Below are 17,856 nucleotides of genomic sequence, written 5' to 3'. Positions count from 1 at the left end.
GCCGCTTCTCTAAGCTTTTTTTACGGGATTCCTTGACCGTTCCCTGTGATGTGACCCACACTTACTCAAGATTTGGACTATTTATAGACCATTAAAGATCTTGAGCGCAGGGGGAAGCATGTCCACATTTTCGTCAGGCTTGGTCAAGGGTGACAACACCCACGCGAAGGAATCTCGCCGGAAGCACCATTTCCGGTTTGCGACCACTGTGGCGGCAGTGGCGATCCTCATGTCGGCCACGTCGTGCGCCACGCCACTCGCAACCGGCATTGAGCCAGCAGCCGAGTGCCGCCAACTTGACGCCAAACTGACGTGGCCGGATGAGGTCCGGGAACAACTACAAAAAACCATCGACGCCCACAGCAGTTGCACCGGAACATCCCGCGGAGACCAAGCTCCAGTGGCGATCTTTGACTGGGACAACACCGTGGTGAAGAACGACATCGGCTATGGCACGAACTTTTGGATGCTGCGGCACGACAAAGTCCTGCAACCGGCGAACAAGGACTGGAAAAGCACAAACCGCTACCTTACAGATGCGGCAGCGAAGGCGCTGACAGCGGCCTGCGGCACTGACACTCCCGCAGGCCAACCTCTCAAGACCAGCAGCAACATTGACTGCGCCGATGAAATCCTCGCCATCCTTGAGGACAAGACACGTTCCGGCGAACCGGCATTTGAGGGCTTCAATGCCCGCCACCTCATAGGCGCCTACGCCTGGGGTACGGCTCTCTCTGCAGGATATACCGAGGAGCAACTCGGCCAGTTCGCCCTCGCGATGAAGCAGGAGAATCTGTCCGCAGCACAAGGCAGCATGCAGATGGTTGGAAGCCAGCAGGTGGATGGTTACATCCGGATCTACCCACAGATGAAGGACCTCATCGGTGTCCTTCAGGCACACGGCTTCGAAGCCTGGGTGGTGTCCGCATCGCCGGAGCCGGTGGTCAAGGCCTGGGCCGGCGACGTCGGCATCGACGCCGGGCATGTCGTGGGCGTCCGCAGCGTCTACGAGGACGGCATCCAAACGTCCCACCTGAAAGGCTGCGGCGGAATACCCGACGGCGAAGATTCCGTCATGACCTACATCGAAGGAAAACGTTGCTGGGCCAATCAGGTGATCTTCGGCGTCGAGGGTCCTTCAGCCTTTGAGCAGCTGCCTGCCGAACGCCGCCAGATCCTGGCCGCCGGTGACTCCGGCACAGACGTAACCTTCGTTGGCGACGCCACCGAAGCCAGGCTGGTGGTGAACCGGAACAATGCCGAAATCATGTGCCGCGCGTACGACAACGAGGACGGCAAGTGGTTGATCACGCCAATGTTCATCGACCCCAAACCACAGCGTAGTGAGCCGTATCCATGCACCACCAAGGCGTACACCAACCCGGACAGCAGCAAGGGGCCGGTGATGCGCGGGGACGGCAGCCTCATTCCGGATCAGGCGGACCGTGTCCACTGAGGGGATTTCCTGGTAGCCGCTTCTGTCGCGAAGGCTCCTACTTCAGGCTTCCCATGGTCACGCCTGAGCGCCAATAGCGTTGCATGGCGATCATGAGGACGATCATGGGAATCGTGGAGATGAGTGATCCTGTGATCACGAGACCGGTCAGGTCATACTGACTGTCAGTTCCGCGCTCGAGCCATGAATAGAGTCCGAGCATGACAGGCCATTTGTCTGCGCCCTTGAGGAAGACCAGAGGCCACATGAACGTGTTCCAGGAAGCCACAAAGTGAAGGAGAAATATTGTTGCGCCTGCAGTTGTCATGAGTCTGAGACCGAGGGAGAAGAAGATCCTGTATTCACCAGCTCCGTCGATCCTGGCTGCCTCCATGAGCTCACTGGGGACTGCTCCCTCGGCGTATACCTTCGCCAAGTAGACGGAAAACGAGCCGAACATACCGGGGAGGATCATTGCCCAGATCGTGTCGTAGATACCCATCTGCGTGAAGAGCACAAAGGAGGGGACGATCATGAGGGTTCCGGGAATGAGGAACGAAGCGATAATGAGGCCCATGGTGAACCCTCGCCCTAAATAGCGGTACTTGGCGATGGCATAACCCGCTGCCAAGGCAACCAACGTCAACCCGACTGAGCCCAGCGTGGCATAGACCACGGTGTTCCAGAGCCATCGGGCGAAGATGCCGTCCTGATAAGTGAAAAGGTCCGAGAGGTTGTCCAGGAGACTGAATTCCCCAAACCACATGCCATTGGTTGTGTACAGCTCTTCTTTGGACTTCGTCGATGCCACGATAAGCCACCACAGCGGGCCCGCAGAGTAGACGGCCAGGAAAGCCAGAATTCCCAGCATGACCCAGCGGGAGACTCCMACAGCCTCGTTCGCGGATCGCTGTACATTTGGATTTCGCCTCCGCTTGCGGGGGAAACGAGCAGTGTGGGACGCGTCTACTCCTTCAGGGACTGTCCCGCTCACCGCGGGCCGCAATGATGCCTGGGTCATGACTCGATCCTGTTCGTAAAACGGTAAATGATGGTCGAAACGATGCCCACCACGACTCCCAGCACGATTGAGAGCGCCGTGGCGTAGTTGATGTTTCCCACTTGGAAGGCCTGGTTGTAGATCATCATGGCGGGCGTGAAGTCCTTGGTTATGGTCTCCGGAGTCACGGCTCGGAAGAGAAGCGGCTCGTTGAAGATCTGGAGCGTTCCGATGATTGCCAGCAGGCTTGTCAGAACGAGGGAGCCCCGAAGGAACGGCACCTTAATGTCCATGGCGATTCGCAGTTCGCCGGCGCCGTCGATCCGGGCGGCTTCAAAAATTTCATGGGGGATTGACTGAAGGGAGCCGTACATGATGAGCATGTTGAACCCGATGCCGCCCCAGATTGCCAGGTTCCCGATTGAGGACCATATGGTGTTGCCGGCGAAGAAATTTACCTGGACCCCGAACACCTGGAGGAGATCACTCAGTGGTCCGACAACGGGGCTGTAGAGAAAAATCCAGACCATGGTGGCCACCAGCCCTGGAACCATGTAGGGGAGCAGCAGCACGATCCTGAACCGCGCCGCCACCCGCCGCCGGACGCCGTCGAGCACCAAAGCCATCGCGAGGCTGGCCAACTGGCCAAGCGGAACGACGATGACCGCGTAGATGAACACGCGAAACATTCCAGCCCAGAAGGACGTGTCCGCGAGGGCTTCGGCAAAGTTGTCAAAGCCAACAAAGGTTGACGTTGCCTTGCCGAAGCCGAGCCCGGACGTCTTGGTCGCAAAAACGCTTTCCTTGAGTGCCATCGCGACTGGAATGAGGGTAAATAAAGCAAACCCGAGGAGGAAAGGCAGACTAAGGGACGCACCTTTCAGGTCTTGCTTTACGCGCCACCCGGATCGTGCCCGAAGGGCTGGCCCGCCCGTTCCACCGCTGTTTTTCTTCCGGGTCGTGTTTCCACGAGGGGACCGGCGTCGCTTGGTTGCTGCCTGGATAGTTGCTGTCATGAAGTCCTCCTGCTCTCAATGCACCGCAGCCGTTAGCTGCCGGTGGTGAATGAGATGCCCTTCTTTTCCAGGTCCGAGGTCACGAAGTTCTGGACATTCTTCAGTGCTTCGCTCAACTTGATCTGCCCGGCCACGGCCTTGCCCCATTGATCCTGCAATTCCGGGAACCATGCGTCGTAGTTCGGTCCCAGTTCGAATTTGCCGACCGTAGCCTTCTGGGCCTCCACCATGACTTCTGCAGCTTTGGTGTCGTCGACGAAGAAGCCTTTAGGGATGACATCCTTGACGTACGGGGACGGGTCCTTCAGGGAGGAGGGCAAGCCTACGGAACCAGTCTTGGGGTTCTTGCCCGCCTGGATACCTTCGGGCGTGGCTAGCCAGTCGGCGTACTTGACCACAGCTTCGGGGGAGTCGCAGCCAACGGGGACAAAGCTTGGAGTCGATCGGCCTGGAGTAGCCTTCTTGTCGGAACTGAATTGCGGGATCTCCACTGCCTCCCAGTGGCCTGACGTGGCGGGAAAGTTCGTTTTGTAGCCAGTTAGCGACCACCATTGCGTGGTTGTGGAGGCCATCTTGCCTGAGTCGAAGTACGAGTACAGGGCAGGCCTATCCTTATAGGTCTGATTTGAGACGAAGTCGTTGTCGATAAGTTGCTGGACGATGTCGGCCGCCGCCATCGTGGCCTTGTCGGTAAAGTTGACCTTCCATTTGTCCCCGTCTATCGCGAACCACTCCGCGCCGCCCTGCTGGGCCAGGTTCATCAGGGTACTCGGGTCCTCACCGGCGAGGTTGGTGACGTCAACGCCGTTGGCTTTGAAGATTTTGCCGGCGTCCACGAATTCCTGCCATGTGGTGGGTATCTTCACTCCGTACTTGTCGTACGTGTCCTTGTTGACGATCATGAACTGCCCGTCAGATCCGGAGGGAAGACCGTAGTAGCGGTCATTCACCTTAGCCGCGGCCTTGGCACCGTCGTTGTAGATGTCCTCGGTAGGAGTGACAGCATCAGTGATGTCCTGGGCCCAGCCGTTGACCACCATCGTGGTCAACGGCGCGAAACCCTGAACCAGGCATGGAACATCGCTCTTGGCTTCCATGGCATTCCGGAAATTTGTTTGGGTAGCGGTGTTGGAGGCCTGGAGAACGTAGTTGACCTTAACATCGCTCTGTGCGGCGTTGAACGCGTCCGCTATCTGCTTACCCGTTTCGGCATTCCAACCCCACACGTCAATCGTGACCGGGCCCGACCGGGCCGCTGGGGCTGCCGGTGAGGCAGCGCCCCCGCCGCATGCCGAAAGTAATGCGGCTGAGGCTAGGACGGCAGCACTCAAAGTGACCCGCCTGCGGTGTGTGAACTTCATATGTCTCTCCTTTGAGGTGGTACGAAACGTGGGGAAAGGGCCCGTTCCCCACGTGACTGTGCCGAGGGCGAACTGGACAGGAAATCGTTATCCCAAGCATGAGTGATGAAGGCCACATTGTCAACGCGTTAGCGCTAACAACGGCTTAACGGCGCGCTGTTGCTGATAACCAGGGACCGAATGCTGGGGGAGTAGCGGACGCTTTTGGCTAAGAAGGCTTACTGGTGGGAGTGTGACCAGTGAGCTTGTCTGGACCCACCAGAACGGCCCCTACGGATGGTGTTCCATCCGTAGGGGCCGTTAGCCATTGATCGACTTCGAAGCGGCGGCTAGCTCTTTTGGCTACGCGGCAAGAGCTGCATCGAAAAGTTGCTCGGCCAGCCGGAGCATGTGAGGGGGTGCATCTACATCCTCGCCGTGGTCGTCATGGCCAAGTAGAACGGCGGTCCCACTGACGGGCTGTTCAATCTCCAAGCCTGCTTCGCGCAGCAACACCTCTGCCCGGGCATTCATTGGCAGGGGAATAAACCCTGCCTCGTCGTTAAGATAGACGTGCCAATCGTTCCAGGTAATTGCTTCAACGCTTCCTTCAACCAGCCCCTGCATGGTGAGCAGGGCCGCATCGATTCTTTCGACGCGGACGGGCTGCCTGAGAGGAGCTGGGATAATCAGGGCATTGCGTTTCCGATACATAATTCATCCCTTCCATGTCTGGGCGGCAGGCACTCCCACGGCTGCAAACCCGTCTCTCCTGGGAATGACCAAGTGACCGCTCGGGGCAAACTTTTACATAGACTTGCCCGCGATTTAGACCGCGTCGTACCCGTGTGCCAGATTCACTATCAACACTGACCCTAAGCGCGACGCGTCACCTTTGGTTTTTACGCGGCTTTTGGAAGAGATTTTCACTGGTATCAATTTTTGCCTTTTTCGCGGCTCTTTTTTCAAGAATTGATTTTCCCGATTTTTTGGCACTAACATTTCTGGGGGACTTACCGGCCACAGGAATCACGCCTTTCTGAACGCTATCTAGCAATCACCATACCGACTTTAATTTTTAAAGCCAGTCCGCGGTTTGGCGGATATTTCTGCAAGCTACGTCCAGACAAGACTTTCGAGGAATTGCCGCAGGCCTCAACATCCCAGGAGCCGACATTGCCGCCCGAGCGCACGGACATCGCCGGCCTGATAGTGGCAGCGCGCCGTCAGTCCGGCTTGATGCAGGTAAGCCCCTTCTACTCCCGTATTTGTAACGCCGATAATCTACATTATGTAAAGTCGAAGTGATCCAATTGCAGATTTTGCAGATTAGGACCCGGTGATACGCACTCCCCGGTTTCGACTGCCTAGACATTGGAATCCGCGCCATTACTGCGATCGGGGCCTGTTCGTCGATGCGCCCGGCGTCAGTCCGGCACATGAGCGGTCGACGGGTTCGAGGTACCGTGCAGCCAGATAATTCCCCGGATTTCTCGGGTTTCGTTGACCCGGATTCGCATTTTATGCATCCTAAGAGCATTATCGCTGGCACGGAACTTCACGGCCGGCACGATCCGTGGACGTGAGAGCTTGGTCCGCCGGTTCGTGGATCACACCGGGCATTTTCCCTGGGACTGGACCGTCGGCGACGCCGATGAGTTCTTCGCCCACGAGCGCTCCATCCTGAATCTGGCGTTCGCCACCATCCGGGCCTACCAGACCCATCTGGAGGTGTTCTGCGACTTTTTGACTGATCCTGTCTATGAATGGGACCGGGTCTGCCTCCAGGGGTTCGGCCGCTCCCCCGCCCAGATCATCACCGAATTCAACCGCGTCCGGCATGCCCAGAACAATGAACAGGCACCGGCCAAACGACCCTTCACCCGGGCCGAGCTGCAAGGCTTCTTCGACCTGGCCAACCTTGAGGTTGAACGGGTCTTGGTCTCCGGGCGCAAGGGCGCCGTCGCCGCGTACCGGGACGCCACAGTGTTCAAGACCGCCTACGCCTGGGGGCTGCGGGCCAACGAGGTCACCCACCTGCAGACCGTGGACTTTTCCCGAAACCGATGGGCCCCGCAATTCGGCGAGTTCGGTGTCCTACAGGTCCGAGACGGCAAAGCACAACGCGGCTCACCGCCCAAGCGACGCTCCGTACTGACGGTCTTTGACTGGTCCCCCGCCGTCCTCGACACCTGGATCAGGACCGGACTGCCTTGGCTTGCCCCGGCCGTGTCAGAAATCTTCCCCACCGCCAACGGACTGCCGGTTCCCAAGTCCAACCTGCACCGCCGCTTCCGCGACTACATCGACGAACTCGGCCGCGTGCTCGAGGACATGATCGAGAAGGCCGTCAGGCCGAAGGAGGAAAGAGAATGAAACGGGACATCGAATACTGGTGGCGGGCACGGGAAAATCATGGCCCGGCACGGCATGCGCAACACCCGCGAACTCGTGGAACCGCTACGGGAACGCGGTATCACCCTCTCCGAGTCGCAGATCTACCGCATGGTCAGCCAAAACCCCGAACGGATCTCGTTCCAGCTCCTGGCCGCCCTCTGCGACGTCTTCGGCGTCGAAGCGAACGAAGCTGTTCACCTTCACGGCCGCCGATGCGAGGTCCAAACAACAGAAGCAGGCCGCCACCTCCGGGGAGAACGTCGTCCGGTTCGCTGACGCCTACAAACCCGTCAGGGCCCGGCTCCTTGACGACGACTAAGCCTGTCAGCCGCGGACCGCCCCGATCCGAGGGCGACCACCGGTGCGACCGATGCGGGCGGATGGTCGCAAAGATCCGCGTGACCGGGCCCGACGGCGCCATCTGTGGGATCTACTTCACCACCGCACTGCGCAACCTCGGATCCTGCTCCGGCTGCGGTAAAGAAAGGCTCCTTCGCGGCAAAGCCACCGACGGCACCGACATCTGCAGGGTCACCACCCATATGACCTGCGAGGGCTGCGCCACCGAAACCGAAAGATTCCGCGCCGGCCACTGCATCCGCTGCGTCCTCCGAACCGACCTGGAAGCCCTGCTCCACCCCCACACTCCCCCGGACTTGAGCCTCAAACGCCTCATCGGAGTGCTCGCGGCCGCAGCGAGGCCCGAGAGCGTCTACACCTGGATGCGCGGGGCCAACGCCAACGAACTCCTCACGAGTCTCGGCACACGCAGCATCGCGCTCACTCACGAGTCTTTTGATGCTCTTCCCGCGTCACGGTCAGTGGAGTACCTCCGGGAAATGCTCGTCCATCACGGCATGCTCCCGGACCGGGACCGCCAATCCAGGCGTCAATCGAACGGTTCGCCCGCTGGCACCACCTCAAACGCCTCCGCGCAATGGCAAGCCCAGGAAGGCACGGTCCCTTACCCGAGCCGATTACCCGCCAGTCCATCCCTGGCGATCAACTGCGTTCTCTGAGCCTTACTGTCGCATCGACATCAACCGTGAGACCTTCAGGGTCGGTCTCGGGATCTCCGACCACGACGACGCCGTAGTCACGCGCCGCCCCGACGATGCTCACATACCCGTTGCGCACGTCGGCGAGAACCCGTTCTTCTTCACGAGTGAAGGGGTCGCCCCATCCGCCGCCCCCGTTTGTCATGCTGCGGAGCACGGATCCGGCTGGCAGGTCCCACGTCGGTCGGCTACCGAAGTAGAAGTACTTGCCGTCTTTCCCATCCTGCAGTTTGGTGTCCGGGTCGAGGACACCGGCGATCGGATCGGAGGACGTTAGAGTTTCGGCGCTATGCGAGAGCAGTTGCTGTCGCTCCGCGATAGCGGCGACTGTCGGCGCGAAGGTCCAGGCTGCTCCGGTTATTCCGGCCTTTCCGCCGTTAACACCGAAACCGCCTGACCCCGTCAACGTCACCGGACACGGAAAATGCGTGCTGTCCGTGAGCCACAGCGAGTCGCGCGACATCGCCATGCCCCCGCGGTGATATCCAGGACCGCCGGAATCGATGACAGCTTGGTTAGACAGCGCCACGACCGGCACACTCGCCTCGATGGGCTCAAACCCCAGGGACGAAATGTTGGCGAGTATCGAGATGATGTAGTTTTCTCCATCGCCTACCTCCGACGCCCCCCAAGGGCCCTGTTCTCCCCCGAATGCCCCGACGGTCGACCACTGGCTCCCATCGGGCCGCACGCCGACGGTGTTATGTACATTCCGGCCGAGGTCTCCGCCCACCGCCCGAGGACCGAGTGCATCCGCTAGCGCGTTGCTCACAGCACTCAGAAGCGAGGCAGTTGCATAGAAGTACATTGTTACTGCCCCGTCGGGCGGCATGGCAGAAACGATCGAACCAGGAGGGCAAACCACGTCGATGTTGCGCCAATTGCCCGAGGTGAATGCGATGCCCGGGGAGAGGAGCATGCTGAGTCCACACCCGATCGCATTCTTAGCGTCGATAAACGTGCAGTTAATTCCCGTGCGTGCCTGCCGAGAGGTTCCTGACAGGTCCGCCTCAATTTTTGAACCCCGCACGCGCAGCGCTACCTTGATCGCATACGTTTCCGTTTCATCGACGCCGTCCGCGTCGACGACAGACGATCCCGTGTAGTCGCCGTCGGGAAGGTCGGCGATGGCTTCGGCCATCCTCTCTGCGGAAGCATCAGTCGCATATCGAATGGATCCCAGATATGGTTCGAGACCATAACGGTCGATAATTTCCAGGATCATCCTCTCTCCGAACCCTAACTGCGTTTGTGTCGCAAATAAGTCGGGAAGGATTAATTCTGCCCACCTGGTGTTGTCGAACAGCAGCGAGAACGTCTGCCGAACCGCCTTACCTTGCGACCACATCAGCATCGGCGGAAGGACAAGCCCATCTTCGTAAGTGCTTCGCTTTGAAGCGCTGAATCCCCCGGGCGTGACGCCGCCGAAATCGAGCTGGTGCACCTTCATCGCGACGAACGAAACAATCGTGTCGTCAACGAAGATCGGCTTGATGAAGCACAGGTCATTGACGTGCCCGCCGATCCTGTACGGGTCATTACCGACGAGGATGTCACCTTCGCGCAGGTCGTCGTATCCATATTCTTCGACGGTGTTGCGTACAGACTCCGTCATTGCACCGATGAAGGTAGGCAAACCGTCACTAATGGCACCCATCGCATAGTCGACCTCGCGAGGCCCAACAATGACACAGGAGAAGTCGTATACGAGCGAAACTATCGGAGAGAAGGCCTGCCGCCGGAAAGCCGTCGCCATATTTTGCACGGCATACGTAGATTTTGTGTTCAGAAGGGAGGTAGTGAACCTGTCAGCTCCGTACCTCTCAACGAATTCCTCGTTGGTCAGAGCGCGGAGGAATGTCTCGTGCACGGTGCCAGACGGCTGCTCATTGGTGATGGTCACTTCTGTTCTCCTCTCGACGCCGGGGATGTGATGACGAGCTCACCGTGGAGCCCGACATCCACGCGCTGACCAGCCGTGATATGGGTAGTGGATAGCTTTTCGGACACGATCGCCGGACCCTCAATGCGGTCCCCAGCGCACAGATCGAGCCGGTTGTACACAGGCACCTGTACAGGCGTGTCCACAATGAGCTGGATTGTGGTACTCCGCACGGGGCTCAAAGGCTGGGCACCACGAGCCGGAAGCTGGGGGTACTCGACCTTCTCGGATGCCACCGTTGCCTGGATCCGATACGTCACACCTTCAACAGCGAAAGCTTCGAACCTGCTGCCGGTCCGCGCGAAATAGGTATCGTGAAAGTTTCGAATAATCGCTGCTATCGCATCTGCGTCGACCAACCCGTCCGGAACCTCGATGAACGGCATGTCGAACTCTTGGCCCGCTAGTCGTGCATCGAGCGACCGGACGATGGTGACCTCGCGATCGGTGTCGAGGGATTCCAGAAGAGCCTGCTCCATATCGGCGTAGATGGCATCGATCTTAGCGGCGTTCTCAGGCACGAGGAACGTGTAAGCGCCACGGTTGCTCGTGTAGACCTGCTCTGCGGCCAGGAGCCCGAGCGCGGAGAACAATCCGGGGTGCGGGGGCACGATCACGGACTTGGCGTGCACGAGGTCCAGTGTTGCCGGAAGCAGCATCGGACCAGCCGCGCCGTACGCCATAAGAGAGTACTCGCGGGGGTCGATGCCGTTCTTGATGGCAACGTTCGTCATCGCCTCCGCGAGGTTATGGAGACCAAGTTCGTACGCGTAGCGAACTCGCTCCTGATACGTGAAGTCAGTGTCCAGTGCCTCGAACGCTTCCCGCGACTTGTCGATATCGAGAGCAATCCTGCCGTCGGCAAACCCAGCGGGTTCGATGATGCCGGCCAATAGGCATGTGTCCGTCGTCGTCGGCTGAGTTCCCCCCTTGCCGTAGCATGCCGGGCCAGGCGTTGAACCAGCGCTATCCGGCCCGACCTGCAGCTCGCCCGACGATCCAATCTGAACGATGCTGCCGCCGCCGGCCCCGACGGAGGTGACATCGTTGGCCAAGGCACTGACGACGAGATCATGCTCCAACTCAAACGTCGTGCTCAAGTACGGGGCGCCGTTTGTCACCAGCGAAATGTCGCATGACGTACCGCCGACATCGGAACACAGCAGATCCTGCTCACCGATCATTCGGCCAAAATCGGCACTCGCGACTGTCCCTGCAGCTGGACCGGCGAAGACGATCCGGAACGGTTGGATCAGAGCTCTGTCTGCTGGAACAAGTGTCGCCGCGCAATCGGCGAAATTGAGCGCGCCGTTAAATCCCGCTTTACTCAGGCCACCCTCTAGCTTTTCAATGTAGTCCGAAAAAAGAATCTTCATACAAGCATCGATCGTCGTCGTCGAAGCCCGCGCGTATTCGTGCGCGATGGGCGAGACCTCGCTCGAGATGGACACAGGAATGTCACCTAGAATTTCACGCACGAGCTCACGGAGCCGTAGCTCATTCGTGTCGTTCACGTAGGAGTTCATCAGCATGATAGCCACGCCTTCAACATTGCATTTGGCGAGCACATTGATCTCGGCACGCGCCTGATCTTCGTCCAGCCTGAACAACACCGAGCCGTCTGCTTTGATCCGCTCGTGAATGGTCCGGCGCAGGTAACGCTCAACCAGCGGACGGCGCGCATCTCCGAACTCACGTCGCCAGTTCGGGTCCAGCAGCGCCTTCATGGGGCGGAAGACCGAGCCGTGGTCGAGTGTGTCGCGGTGCCCTACGGTTGCTAGCACGCCGATCTTCGGTAGCTTGCGGGTGATAACAGCATTGAGACCATGCGTACTCGCATGATTGAATATCGTGCCATTCTCCAGCCCGAGCTCTTTCGCGCCGCCCACTACCGCGTCGTAGATAGCCGAGTAATCGGTCGACACTTTCACGGTCCGAATATCCGACCCCGAGACAGCAACCACATCTGTAAACGTCCCGCCGACGTCCACTGAGAACATCACCGAAGGGCCTCCACTCGGTCAGCGAAAAATTCAAGTGGCCCAAACATGGTCCACCTCTCACGATCGACCTCGGCCAAGCACTCCTGGCACCGGGTTGTGAGGAACCACCCGCCCTCCGAAGTCACCGGATAGCGACGGATATCTGTGCTTTGACAGTGTGAACAAACCGCCGCGACAGGTTCACGAGCTTGCTCCACAGTCAAACTCGACGGCCTCGGATAATGCACCATTGCACGGCTCCTCTCTATTCAGTGCTTCTTTTGAAGCTTGGCAAATGCTCTTGTCAGGCGAAAACCGGTGAACTTCAGACGCCAATCGGTGGAGTCCTTCACGACTGCGTTGAAGGTCCGGGGCGTGAGCCGTCCGTGGACGGATGCAACGCGCGCGAGTTACAAGGAGAGTAATTGTCAATTACCGACCACCCTCCACGCCGACAATGACACACGCCATCACCGCCGGCGCAGTGGAGACGTTCCGCCACGCGTGGCGGGTTCCGCGTTGGACCAGACAGTCGCCGCGGGTCAGCAACTCGCGCCTTCCGCCGTCGAGCTCGAGCTCAATCTCTCCGTCAACGACGAAGATGTAGTCGATGGTGTTCGACGTATGGAATGCCGCATCACCCGCTGTCTCGTGCGTAGCCGCAACCCCTAAAGCGTCGCCAGACGACTCGTCCGGGCGGTCGACTACATCAGTAACCGACGAATCAGGAGGAATCGAAAAGACCGAGAAACGCGTTCCCCCTGAACCCGGAAAATTAGTGCCGGCCACTGGTTCTGCTGGGTCCTGGAAGACCGGGACACCGTCCGATGTACCCCAGACCTGCCACGAGATTCCCGTCCGTTCCTTGCTCCCATCCCCTACCGGAGTTCGTACGAATGCGGGCTCTATGAGGTCGGTCGACCGAAAGCGGGAGATACCCGCATCGTCTACTTCGGTCACCACTGCCTTGACTTTTCGAATTACGTCAGCGTTTTCCACGAGAATTCTCTTTCTTCGTACTTGGTCTGGTGGGACCTTGAAACGGAGCTTATCTATTGACTTTCTCGGCGAAGTTATTGTCAATGCCGTCACCGGCAGAGTTGAGCGTTAGCTCCGACTCCATGAGATTTGCTCTGCTTCTCATCAGTGTCTTCATCGCCGTTTATTAGAGTCGCAATGGGCCTTACTGGCCGAGTAGCTTCTTCCATCGCTGCTGGAATGCTTTGGCCTCGTCGGTCGTGATCTGCGGGATCTCTTCCAGCGTGGCTCCATTGGTTTGAATCAGCCCGGGCACACCCTCGCGAACGGGGAACATGCCTTTGGCAAGAATCGTCTGACCGGCCTCGCCCAGGAGCCAATTCACGTACACCTGCGCTGCATTCGGGTGCTTGCCCGCCTTCAACACCACCACCTCGTTGGGAATGCTCCCGGCGTTCGGGTAAACCTTGTAGTCGACCGGCGCACCGGTCGCCTTGACCGACGCCACGTTCCCCGCGGGCACGGGCATAGTCGCGGAGATCTCCCCTGCGGCCATCGCCGCGATTTCTGGGTTTGAGCCAGGATAGCTACGCGCCGCGCCCTTTGAGGTCAGCTTGTCAAGGAACGCCGAACCACCGGTCTGGGGCTTTTCCGTCGTTTGGAGTACCGAGGCCACGATCGGACTGATCGAGGGGTCTGTCACCCCCAGATGCGACGGGTCCACGTTCAAGAGGTCCTGCCAGGAGTTGATGCCCTTCGGCATCAACTTCGTGTTCCACGCCCACGCGTAGACGGTGCTGCCCATCGTTACCACGTACGGGGTGCGCTGATTGTTCGCTCGATCGACCTTTGGATCACCCAGCGCCGGAACGGTGAGCGGCAGCAAAGCCCCCTTATTCGCGTATCCATCGAAAGTCAGATGATCCAGGATGTCGACAACGTCCGCACCCACGTTCCCAGCGGCGAGCTCCGCGTCGACTCGCGCTGTGATATCCGCCGGGTTCGAGCGAACATAGGTCAACTTGATATTCGGGTAATCCTTCTGGAATGCCGCCGGGAGCGGATCGGACATGCTTGGGCTGAGAAGACCGTAGATGGTCAGCTCGCCCTCCTTGTTGGCGGCGTCCACTACCTTCGACCATTCCGCCTGGTCCATGATCTTTTTCGACGCGTCAGCCGGGTTCGCGCCCGAATTGCTCGTTGAAGAACCGGCCCCTGCTGATGCGCATCCTGTCAGCGCGAGCAGCCCTCCCGCGACAAGTAGGCATCCATGCACCATTACGGCCCTGGTCTTTTTCACAGCTATGTCCTCCATCCACAATGGACTCGAATCCACGTCTTCGGGAATCCGGCCTCCCCCATTAGGCAAAATCAACGTATAGGAGACTTGGATACGATTGCAAGGAAACTTAATTTCTTTTTGAAAAAGATAACGACGATGCCGGGCAGATCGTTCGGAGGCGGGTGGAACTTGTGCAAGAGGCAGCCGCGAGCGATCCTCGCCTGCTGGCCCTCCTATCGGTTCGGTGTTCGTCCGGCCTACCTGCTGGTGCACGGAATGATTTGCTAGGAAATTCTGAAGCAGATCAACACCGGCCACCACGCTTGGGTCAAACGTGTCAGGGGCGCATAGCACCCGCGCTGGCCAGCCGTCCACCGATCGAACTCGTTGCGGCAGGTCTGCTGGTGCGCGGCCTAGGGCGTGTCTCCTAGATCTTGGTTATCCGGGATGCTTTATGGGTGTCTCGAACTTCTGTTTTGACTGATGGGGGTCGCCCCTCCCGGGACGACCGCCGCGTCGTGGAGGGCATCATTTACCGCTATCGGTGCGGGATCGCCTGGCGGGATATGCCAGCCGAGTTCGGCCCGTGGCAGACGATCTGGAAGCGTCACCGCCGCTATAGCGGCGACGGAACATGGAACAGGATCCTGGCCGGGCTGCTGACGGTGGCGGATGCCCGCGGTGAAATGGACTGGTCGATCTCAGTTGACTCAACGGTGAACCGCGCCCACCAGCATGGCACCAACCTTCCCCGCACCACAGGGGCCCCGTCGAATTACATGAATCTGTTTGCTGAACCTAACGATCATGCGATTGGCCGTTCCCGCGGCGGTTTGAGCACCAAGATCCACGCCCTCGTCGATGGTAAAGGCAGGCCGTTAGTGCTGCTGGTGGCCCCCGGTCAGGGCGGGGATGCGCCGATGTTCACCCACCTGATGGGCCAGCTGAAGATCAACCGCGGCGGCCCGGGCAGGCCACGCACCCGCCCGGACCGTGTCCGAGGGGACAAGGCATACTCCTCCAGGGCGATCCGGACCCACCTCCGCGACCGCGGCATAATGGCTGTTATCCCGCAACCATCCGATCAGATCGGTCATCGAAAACGACGCGGCTCCACCGGGGGCAGGCCACCGGCCGTCGACAAAGAGGACTACAAAGGCAGGAACGTCGTCGAACGGAACTTCAACGTCTTCAAGCAGTGGCGCGCGTTGGCAACACGCTACGACAAACTCGCACTCACCTACCGCGGCGGGGCTGTTCTTAGAGCAGTCAGCATCTGGCTGGCGGCTTTAGGAGACACACCCTAGCCGCCGGAAAATATCAGTAGTCTCGCCGAGAGTTAGGCAAGCGTTTCAGGTCCAATCCGCCCCACCGGCGAGCCCTGCTAGCAACCCGGCCACCTGGGTATGCGGGAGCCCCGCAGCATAGGCCTCAATGACCAACCCGTTGCTTGCCCCTGAAGGCTCTGACAGCGCGGCCTCGATGTAGGTCAGTAGTCTGCCTGTGGACTTGTCTGATTGTCCAGCGACACCCAAGCCACCCAACGACCACAACCAAAAAGGGCCTCGACCACGCCGTCGTCCTGCCGGAACCAGCTGTAGCAGATACGGCCGTCACTCGATGAGACGTCAGGGTACGCCAGATTGCCTCTCGGAGTCGGGGTCGCGGACTATGTTCAGGCTGGGCTCCGGCATACGGATTTTGCACATAATGATCGGCATAGACATAACCGGAAGCAGCGGGCGTTTCAGATGAGACAAGGGCAGGCACCAGCAGCACCGCGTACAGCCAGAAAACGCTCTGCCACGGCAATCCCAATCCAACGATAAAGCCGCCGACAACGAGTGCGATCGGTGTAAAGATTGCCAACCAGGAATGAGAGTCCTAACGGATCAATTCGCATCTGAGGGGCGGTAGCCGTGGGCGCAGGAGCCCCCAGCTCAGAGGAAGGGTAACAGCCAAGCCCAAAAGGAATCGGCCTGCCACGAGAGGCCAAAAGCCACCACCAGTCGCAGCCAAGGCGCGTCCCACCTGTGCTAGGAAGCTCAGTGCAATAGGGACCTTGCGATGCCCGTAGATGTCGCCCACACGTGCCGTCAAGCCGACAGAGATGGCACCGTCATCACTGCGTTAAAGACCCACTCGATTTCCGACCCCGACAGGCCGGGCTCTGCCGCTATCACCCCAACCGGCGGAGGGAGGGTGAGTCCAATGGTGGTCAACGACCAATTGGGCGAGCTTCAAACTGGCCTTTTTCAAACGGGCCTTTAGGGTCAACATTGCGTTAGCGTGGGACACGAAGGCCTCCTAGATGTGCAGCGGTTTCTTAGACAGCTCCACTCCACACCGGGAGCCCTTCTTCATCCCGGAAATCTCACGCCGTGTCGTCACACGGCCTCAAGCAACCTCCTTGGGCAGTACAACTAGATTGACGAACTGCCCCGAGTGGCATCGACGACCCTCAGTAGGTAGCGCGGCCGCCAGAAAGGTCGTAGGTGAATCCCGTGGAGAAGCTAGCCCGGTCGGAGCAGAGGAACGCGATCAGCTCGGCGGCCTCCTCTGGCCGGCCCATCCGGTTCATCGGGATCTTTTGGGCCACGGCTTTCAGCGTGTCCGGATCGGCTCCTTTGAGGATTGGAGTCTCGAACACGGCGGGCGCCACGGCGTTGACGAGGACTCCCGTGGTTGCCAGTTCTTTTGCGATCGATTTCGTCAATGCGATCACCGCAGCCTTGCTGGCCGAATAGGCACCGTTATACGGATTGCCTTCTTTCCCAGCCATGCTGGCGATGTTGACGACCCGACCCCAACCCTTGTCGATCATCCCGGGGATGAAAGCACGGCAGGCGTAGAACGTACCCGCGGCGTTCACGCGGAGCATGAGATCCCAGTCCTCGTCGGAGGTTTCCAGTACCGAAGGTCCGGAGCGTTCCTTCCCTGCGCTGTTAACGAGAATGTCAACGGGTCCGATCTGACGAGCGGCATCCGCGACAGCGGAGGAATCGGAGATATCGAGGCTGTAGTCCGCTTCCGGGTTCAGGTCGATCGTGTAGACGGTGATACCGTCCTGACGCAAGCGAGCGGTGAAGGCCTCACCGAGCCCACTCATCCCGCCGGTGACGACAGCTATTCGTCCATTGTTACCAGTCATCGAGCTTCCAATCGCTGTTGTTGCGAGGACGAATGCCTCAGGAGACAGATTTGCGTCAGCAATGCCCTCAACAATGGGAACACGCGGCCTCCTCCGAGGCAGTGGGAATCCTCAGGGCCTGCTTTCTCTCCCTCTAGAGGCCTTTCAGGGCGCCTCGGCCGCCTAGCAGGAAGGCAAGACCGAGCCCGACTAGCGAAACGGCGGCCATTATCAGGGCAAGCACCGCAACCTCGGAATAGGAGCCGAATTCGAGGAGGTCGTAGAGGGTCGTTCCC

14 protein-coding genes are annotated in these 17,856 nt (G+C 59.3%); 5 read left to right on the top strand and 9 right to left on the bottom strand.

Annotated features, from left to right (window positions below):
• Positions 1–118 precede the first annotated feature (118 nt).
• Entirely contained in the window at positions 119–1,456 is a 1,338-nt protein-coding gene (locus AB4Y87_RS15960; RefSeq protein ID WP_442005301.1) for a haloacid dehalogenase-like hydrolase, read from the top strand.
• Between the two features lie 37 nt (positions 1,457–1,493).
• On the opposite strand, the gene AB4Y87_RS15955 is transcribed toward AB4Y87_RS15960, so the two are convergent.
• From AB4Y87_RS15955 to AB4Y87_RS15940, 4 genes are all read right to left on the bottom strand, one after another.
• Positions 1,494–2,456, bottom strand: coding sequence for a carbohydrate ABC transporter permease (locus tag AB4Y87_RS15955; protein ID WP_442005300.1), 963 nt, complete (start codon positions 2,454–2,456; stop codon positions 1,494–1,496).
• Positions 2,453–3,451, bottom strand: coding sequence for a carbohydrate ABC transporter permease (locus AB4Y87_RS15950; protein WP_442005299.1), 999 nt, complete (start codon positions 3,449–3,451; stop codon positions 2,453–2,455). The genes AB4Y87_RS15955 and AB4Y87_RS15950 overlap by 4 nt, the downstream gene beginning before the upstream one ends.
• A 32-nt stretch (positions 3,452–3,483) precedes the next feature.
• Positions 3,484–4,812: an ABC transporter substrate-binding protein gene (locus tag AB4Y87_RS15945; protein ID WP_442005298.1), complete on the bottom strand. Its 1,329-nt coding sequence runs from the start codon at positions 4,810–4,812 to the stop codon at positions 3,484–3,486.
• A 342-nt stretch (positions 4,813–5,154) separates the two neighbouring features.
• Positions 5,155–5,505, bottom strand: coding sequence for a DUF3846 domain-containing protein (locus AB4Y87_RS15940; RefSeq protein WP_442005297.1), 351 nt, complete (start codon positions 5,503–5,505; stop codon positions 5,155–5,157).
• A gap of 891 nt (positions 5,506–6,396) precedes the next feature.
• On the opposite strand from AB4Y87_RS15940, the gene AB4Y87_RS15935 reads away from it, so the two are divergent.
• The 3 genes from AB4Y87_RS15935 (at position 6,397) to AB4Y87_RS15925 (ending at position 8,207) form a co-directional block, all read left to right on the top strand.
• A complete protein-coding gene (locus AB4Y87_RS15935; protein ID WP_442005296.1) occupies positions 6,397–7,167 on the top strand; it encodes a hypothetical protein in 771 nt (256 codons plus the stop codon).
• 39 nt (positions 7,168–7,206) lie between these two features.
• Entirely contained in the window at positions 7,207–7,464 is a 258-nt protein-coding gene (locus AB4Y87_RS15930) for a helix-turn-helix domain-containing protein (RefSeq protein WP_442005295.1), read from the top strand.
• Between the two features lie 122 nt (positions 7,465–7,586).
• The gene (locus AB4Y87_RS15925) at positions 7,587–8,207 is read left to right on the top strand and encodes a hypothetical protein (RefSeq protein ID WP_442005294.1); all 621 of its coding nucleotides are present in this window, start codon (positions 7,587–7,589) and stop codon (positions 8,205–8,207) included.
• Here AB4Y87_RS15925 and AB4Y87_RS15920 read toward each other — a convergent pair.
• The 4 genes from AB4Y87_RS15920 to AB4Y87_RS15905 form a co-directional block, all read right to left on the bottom strand.
• The gene (locus AB4Y87_RS15920) at positions 8,191–10,149 is read right to left on the bottom strand and encodes a hydantoinase B/oxoprolinase family protein (RefSeq protein ID WP_442005293.1); all 1,959 of its coding nucleotides are present in this window, start codon (positions 10,147–10,149) and stop codon (positions 8,191–8,193) included. The genes AB4Y87_RS15925 and AB4Y87_RS15920 overlap by 17 nt on opposite strands.
• Entirely contained in the window at positions 10,146–12,188 is a 2,043-nt protein-coding gene (locus AB4Y87_RS15915; protein WP_442005447.1) for a hydantoinase/oxoprolinase family protein, read from the bottom strand. Before AB4Y87_RS15915 ends, AB4Y87_RS15920 begins: the two co-directional genes overlap by 4 nt.
• Positions 12,189–12,602: 414 nt before the next feature.
• On the bottom strand, positions 12,603–13,169 hold the full coding sequence (locus AB4Y87_RS15910) for a cupin domain-containing protein (protein ID WP_442005292.1): 567 nt from the start codon (positions 13,167–13,169) through the stop codon (positions 12,603–12,605).
• Between the two features lie 184 nt (positions 13,170–13,353).
• Entirely contained in the window at positions 13,354–14,748 is a 1,395-nt protein-coding gene (locus AB4Y87_RS15905; RefSeq protein WP_442005291.1) for an ABC transporter substrate-binding protein, read from the bottom strand.
• 113 nt (positions 14,749–14,861) lie between these two features.
• Here AB4Y87_RS15905 and AB4Y87_RS15900 point away from each other — a divergent pair, with 113 nt between their 5' ends.
• Entirely contained in the window at positions 14,862–15,737 is an 876-nt protein-coding gene (locus AB4Y87_RS15900; RefSeq protein ID WP_442005446.1) for an IS5 family transposase, read from the top strand.
• A gap of 1,154 nt (positions 15,738–16,891) precedes the next feature.
• Here AB4Y87_RS15900 and AB4Y87_RS15895 read toward each other — a convergent pair.
• Entirely contained in the window at positions 16,892–17,581 is a 690-nt protein-coding gene (locus AB4Y87_RS15895) for an SDR family NAD(P)-dependent oxidoreductase (protein WP_442005290.1), read from the bottom strand.
• Between the last annotated feature and the right edge of the window lie 275 nt (positions 17,582–17,856).

It is taken from the genome of Paenarthrobacter sp. RAF54_2 (assembly GCF_052113945.1).
Taxonomy (GTDB): Bacteria; Actinomycetota; Actinomycetes; order Actinomycetales; family Micrococcaceae; genus Arthrobacter.
The sequence above is the reverse complement of the archived record's forward strand: the minus strand, read 5'-3'. Positions and strand labels throughout refer to the sequence as shown.

What these genes read in the sequence shown, in the direction of transcription:
- AB4Y87_RS15940 (WP_442005297.1), bottom strand. Translation starts at nt 5,505, where the DNA reads ATGTATCGGAAACGCAATGCCCTGATTATCCCAGCTCCTCTCAGGCAG.
- AB4Y87_RS15960 (WP_442005301.1), top strand. Translation starts at nt 119, where the DNA reads ATGTCCACATTTTCGTCAGGCTTGGTCAAGGGTGACAACACCCACGCG.
- AB4Y87_RS15945 (WP_442005298.1), bottom strand. Translation starts at nt 4,812, where the DNA reads ATGAAGTTCACACACCGCAGGCGGGTCACTTTGAGTGCTGCCGTCCTA.
- AB4Y87_RS15915 (WP_442005447.1), bottom strand. Translation starts at nt 12,188, where the DNA reads ATGTTCTCAGTGGACGTCGGCGGGACGTTTACAGATGTGGTTGCTGTC.
- AB4Y87_RS15895 (WP_442005290.1), bottom strand. Translation starts at nt 17,581, where the DNA reads ATGACTGGTAACAATGGACGAATAGCTGTCGTCACCGGCGGGATGAGT.
- AB4Y87_RS15950 (WP_442005299.1), bottom strand. Translation starts at nt 3,451, where the DNA reads ATGACAGCAACTATCCAGGCAGCAACCAAGCGACGCCGGTCCCCTCGT.
- AB4Y87_RS15930 (WP_442005295.1), top strand. Translation starts at nt 7,207, where the DNA reads ATGGCCCGGCACGGCATGCGCAACACCCGCGAACTCGTGGAACCGCTA.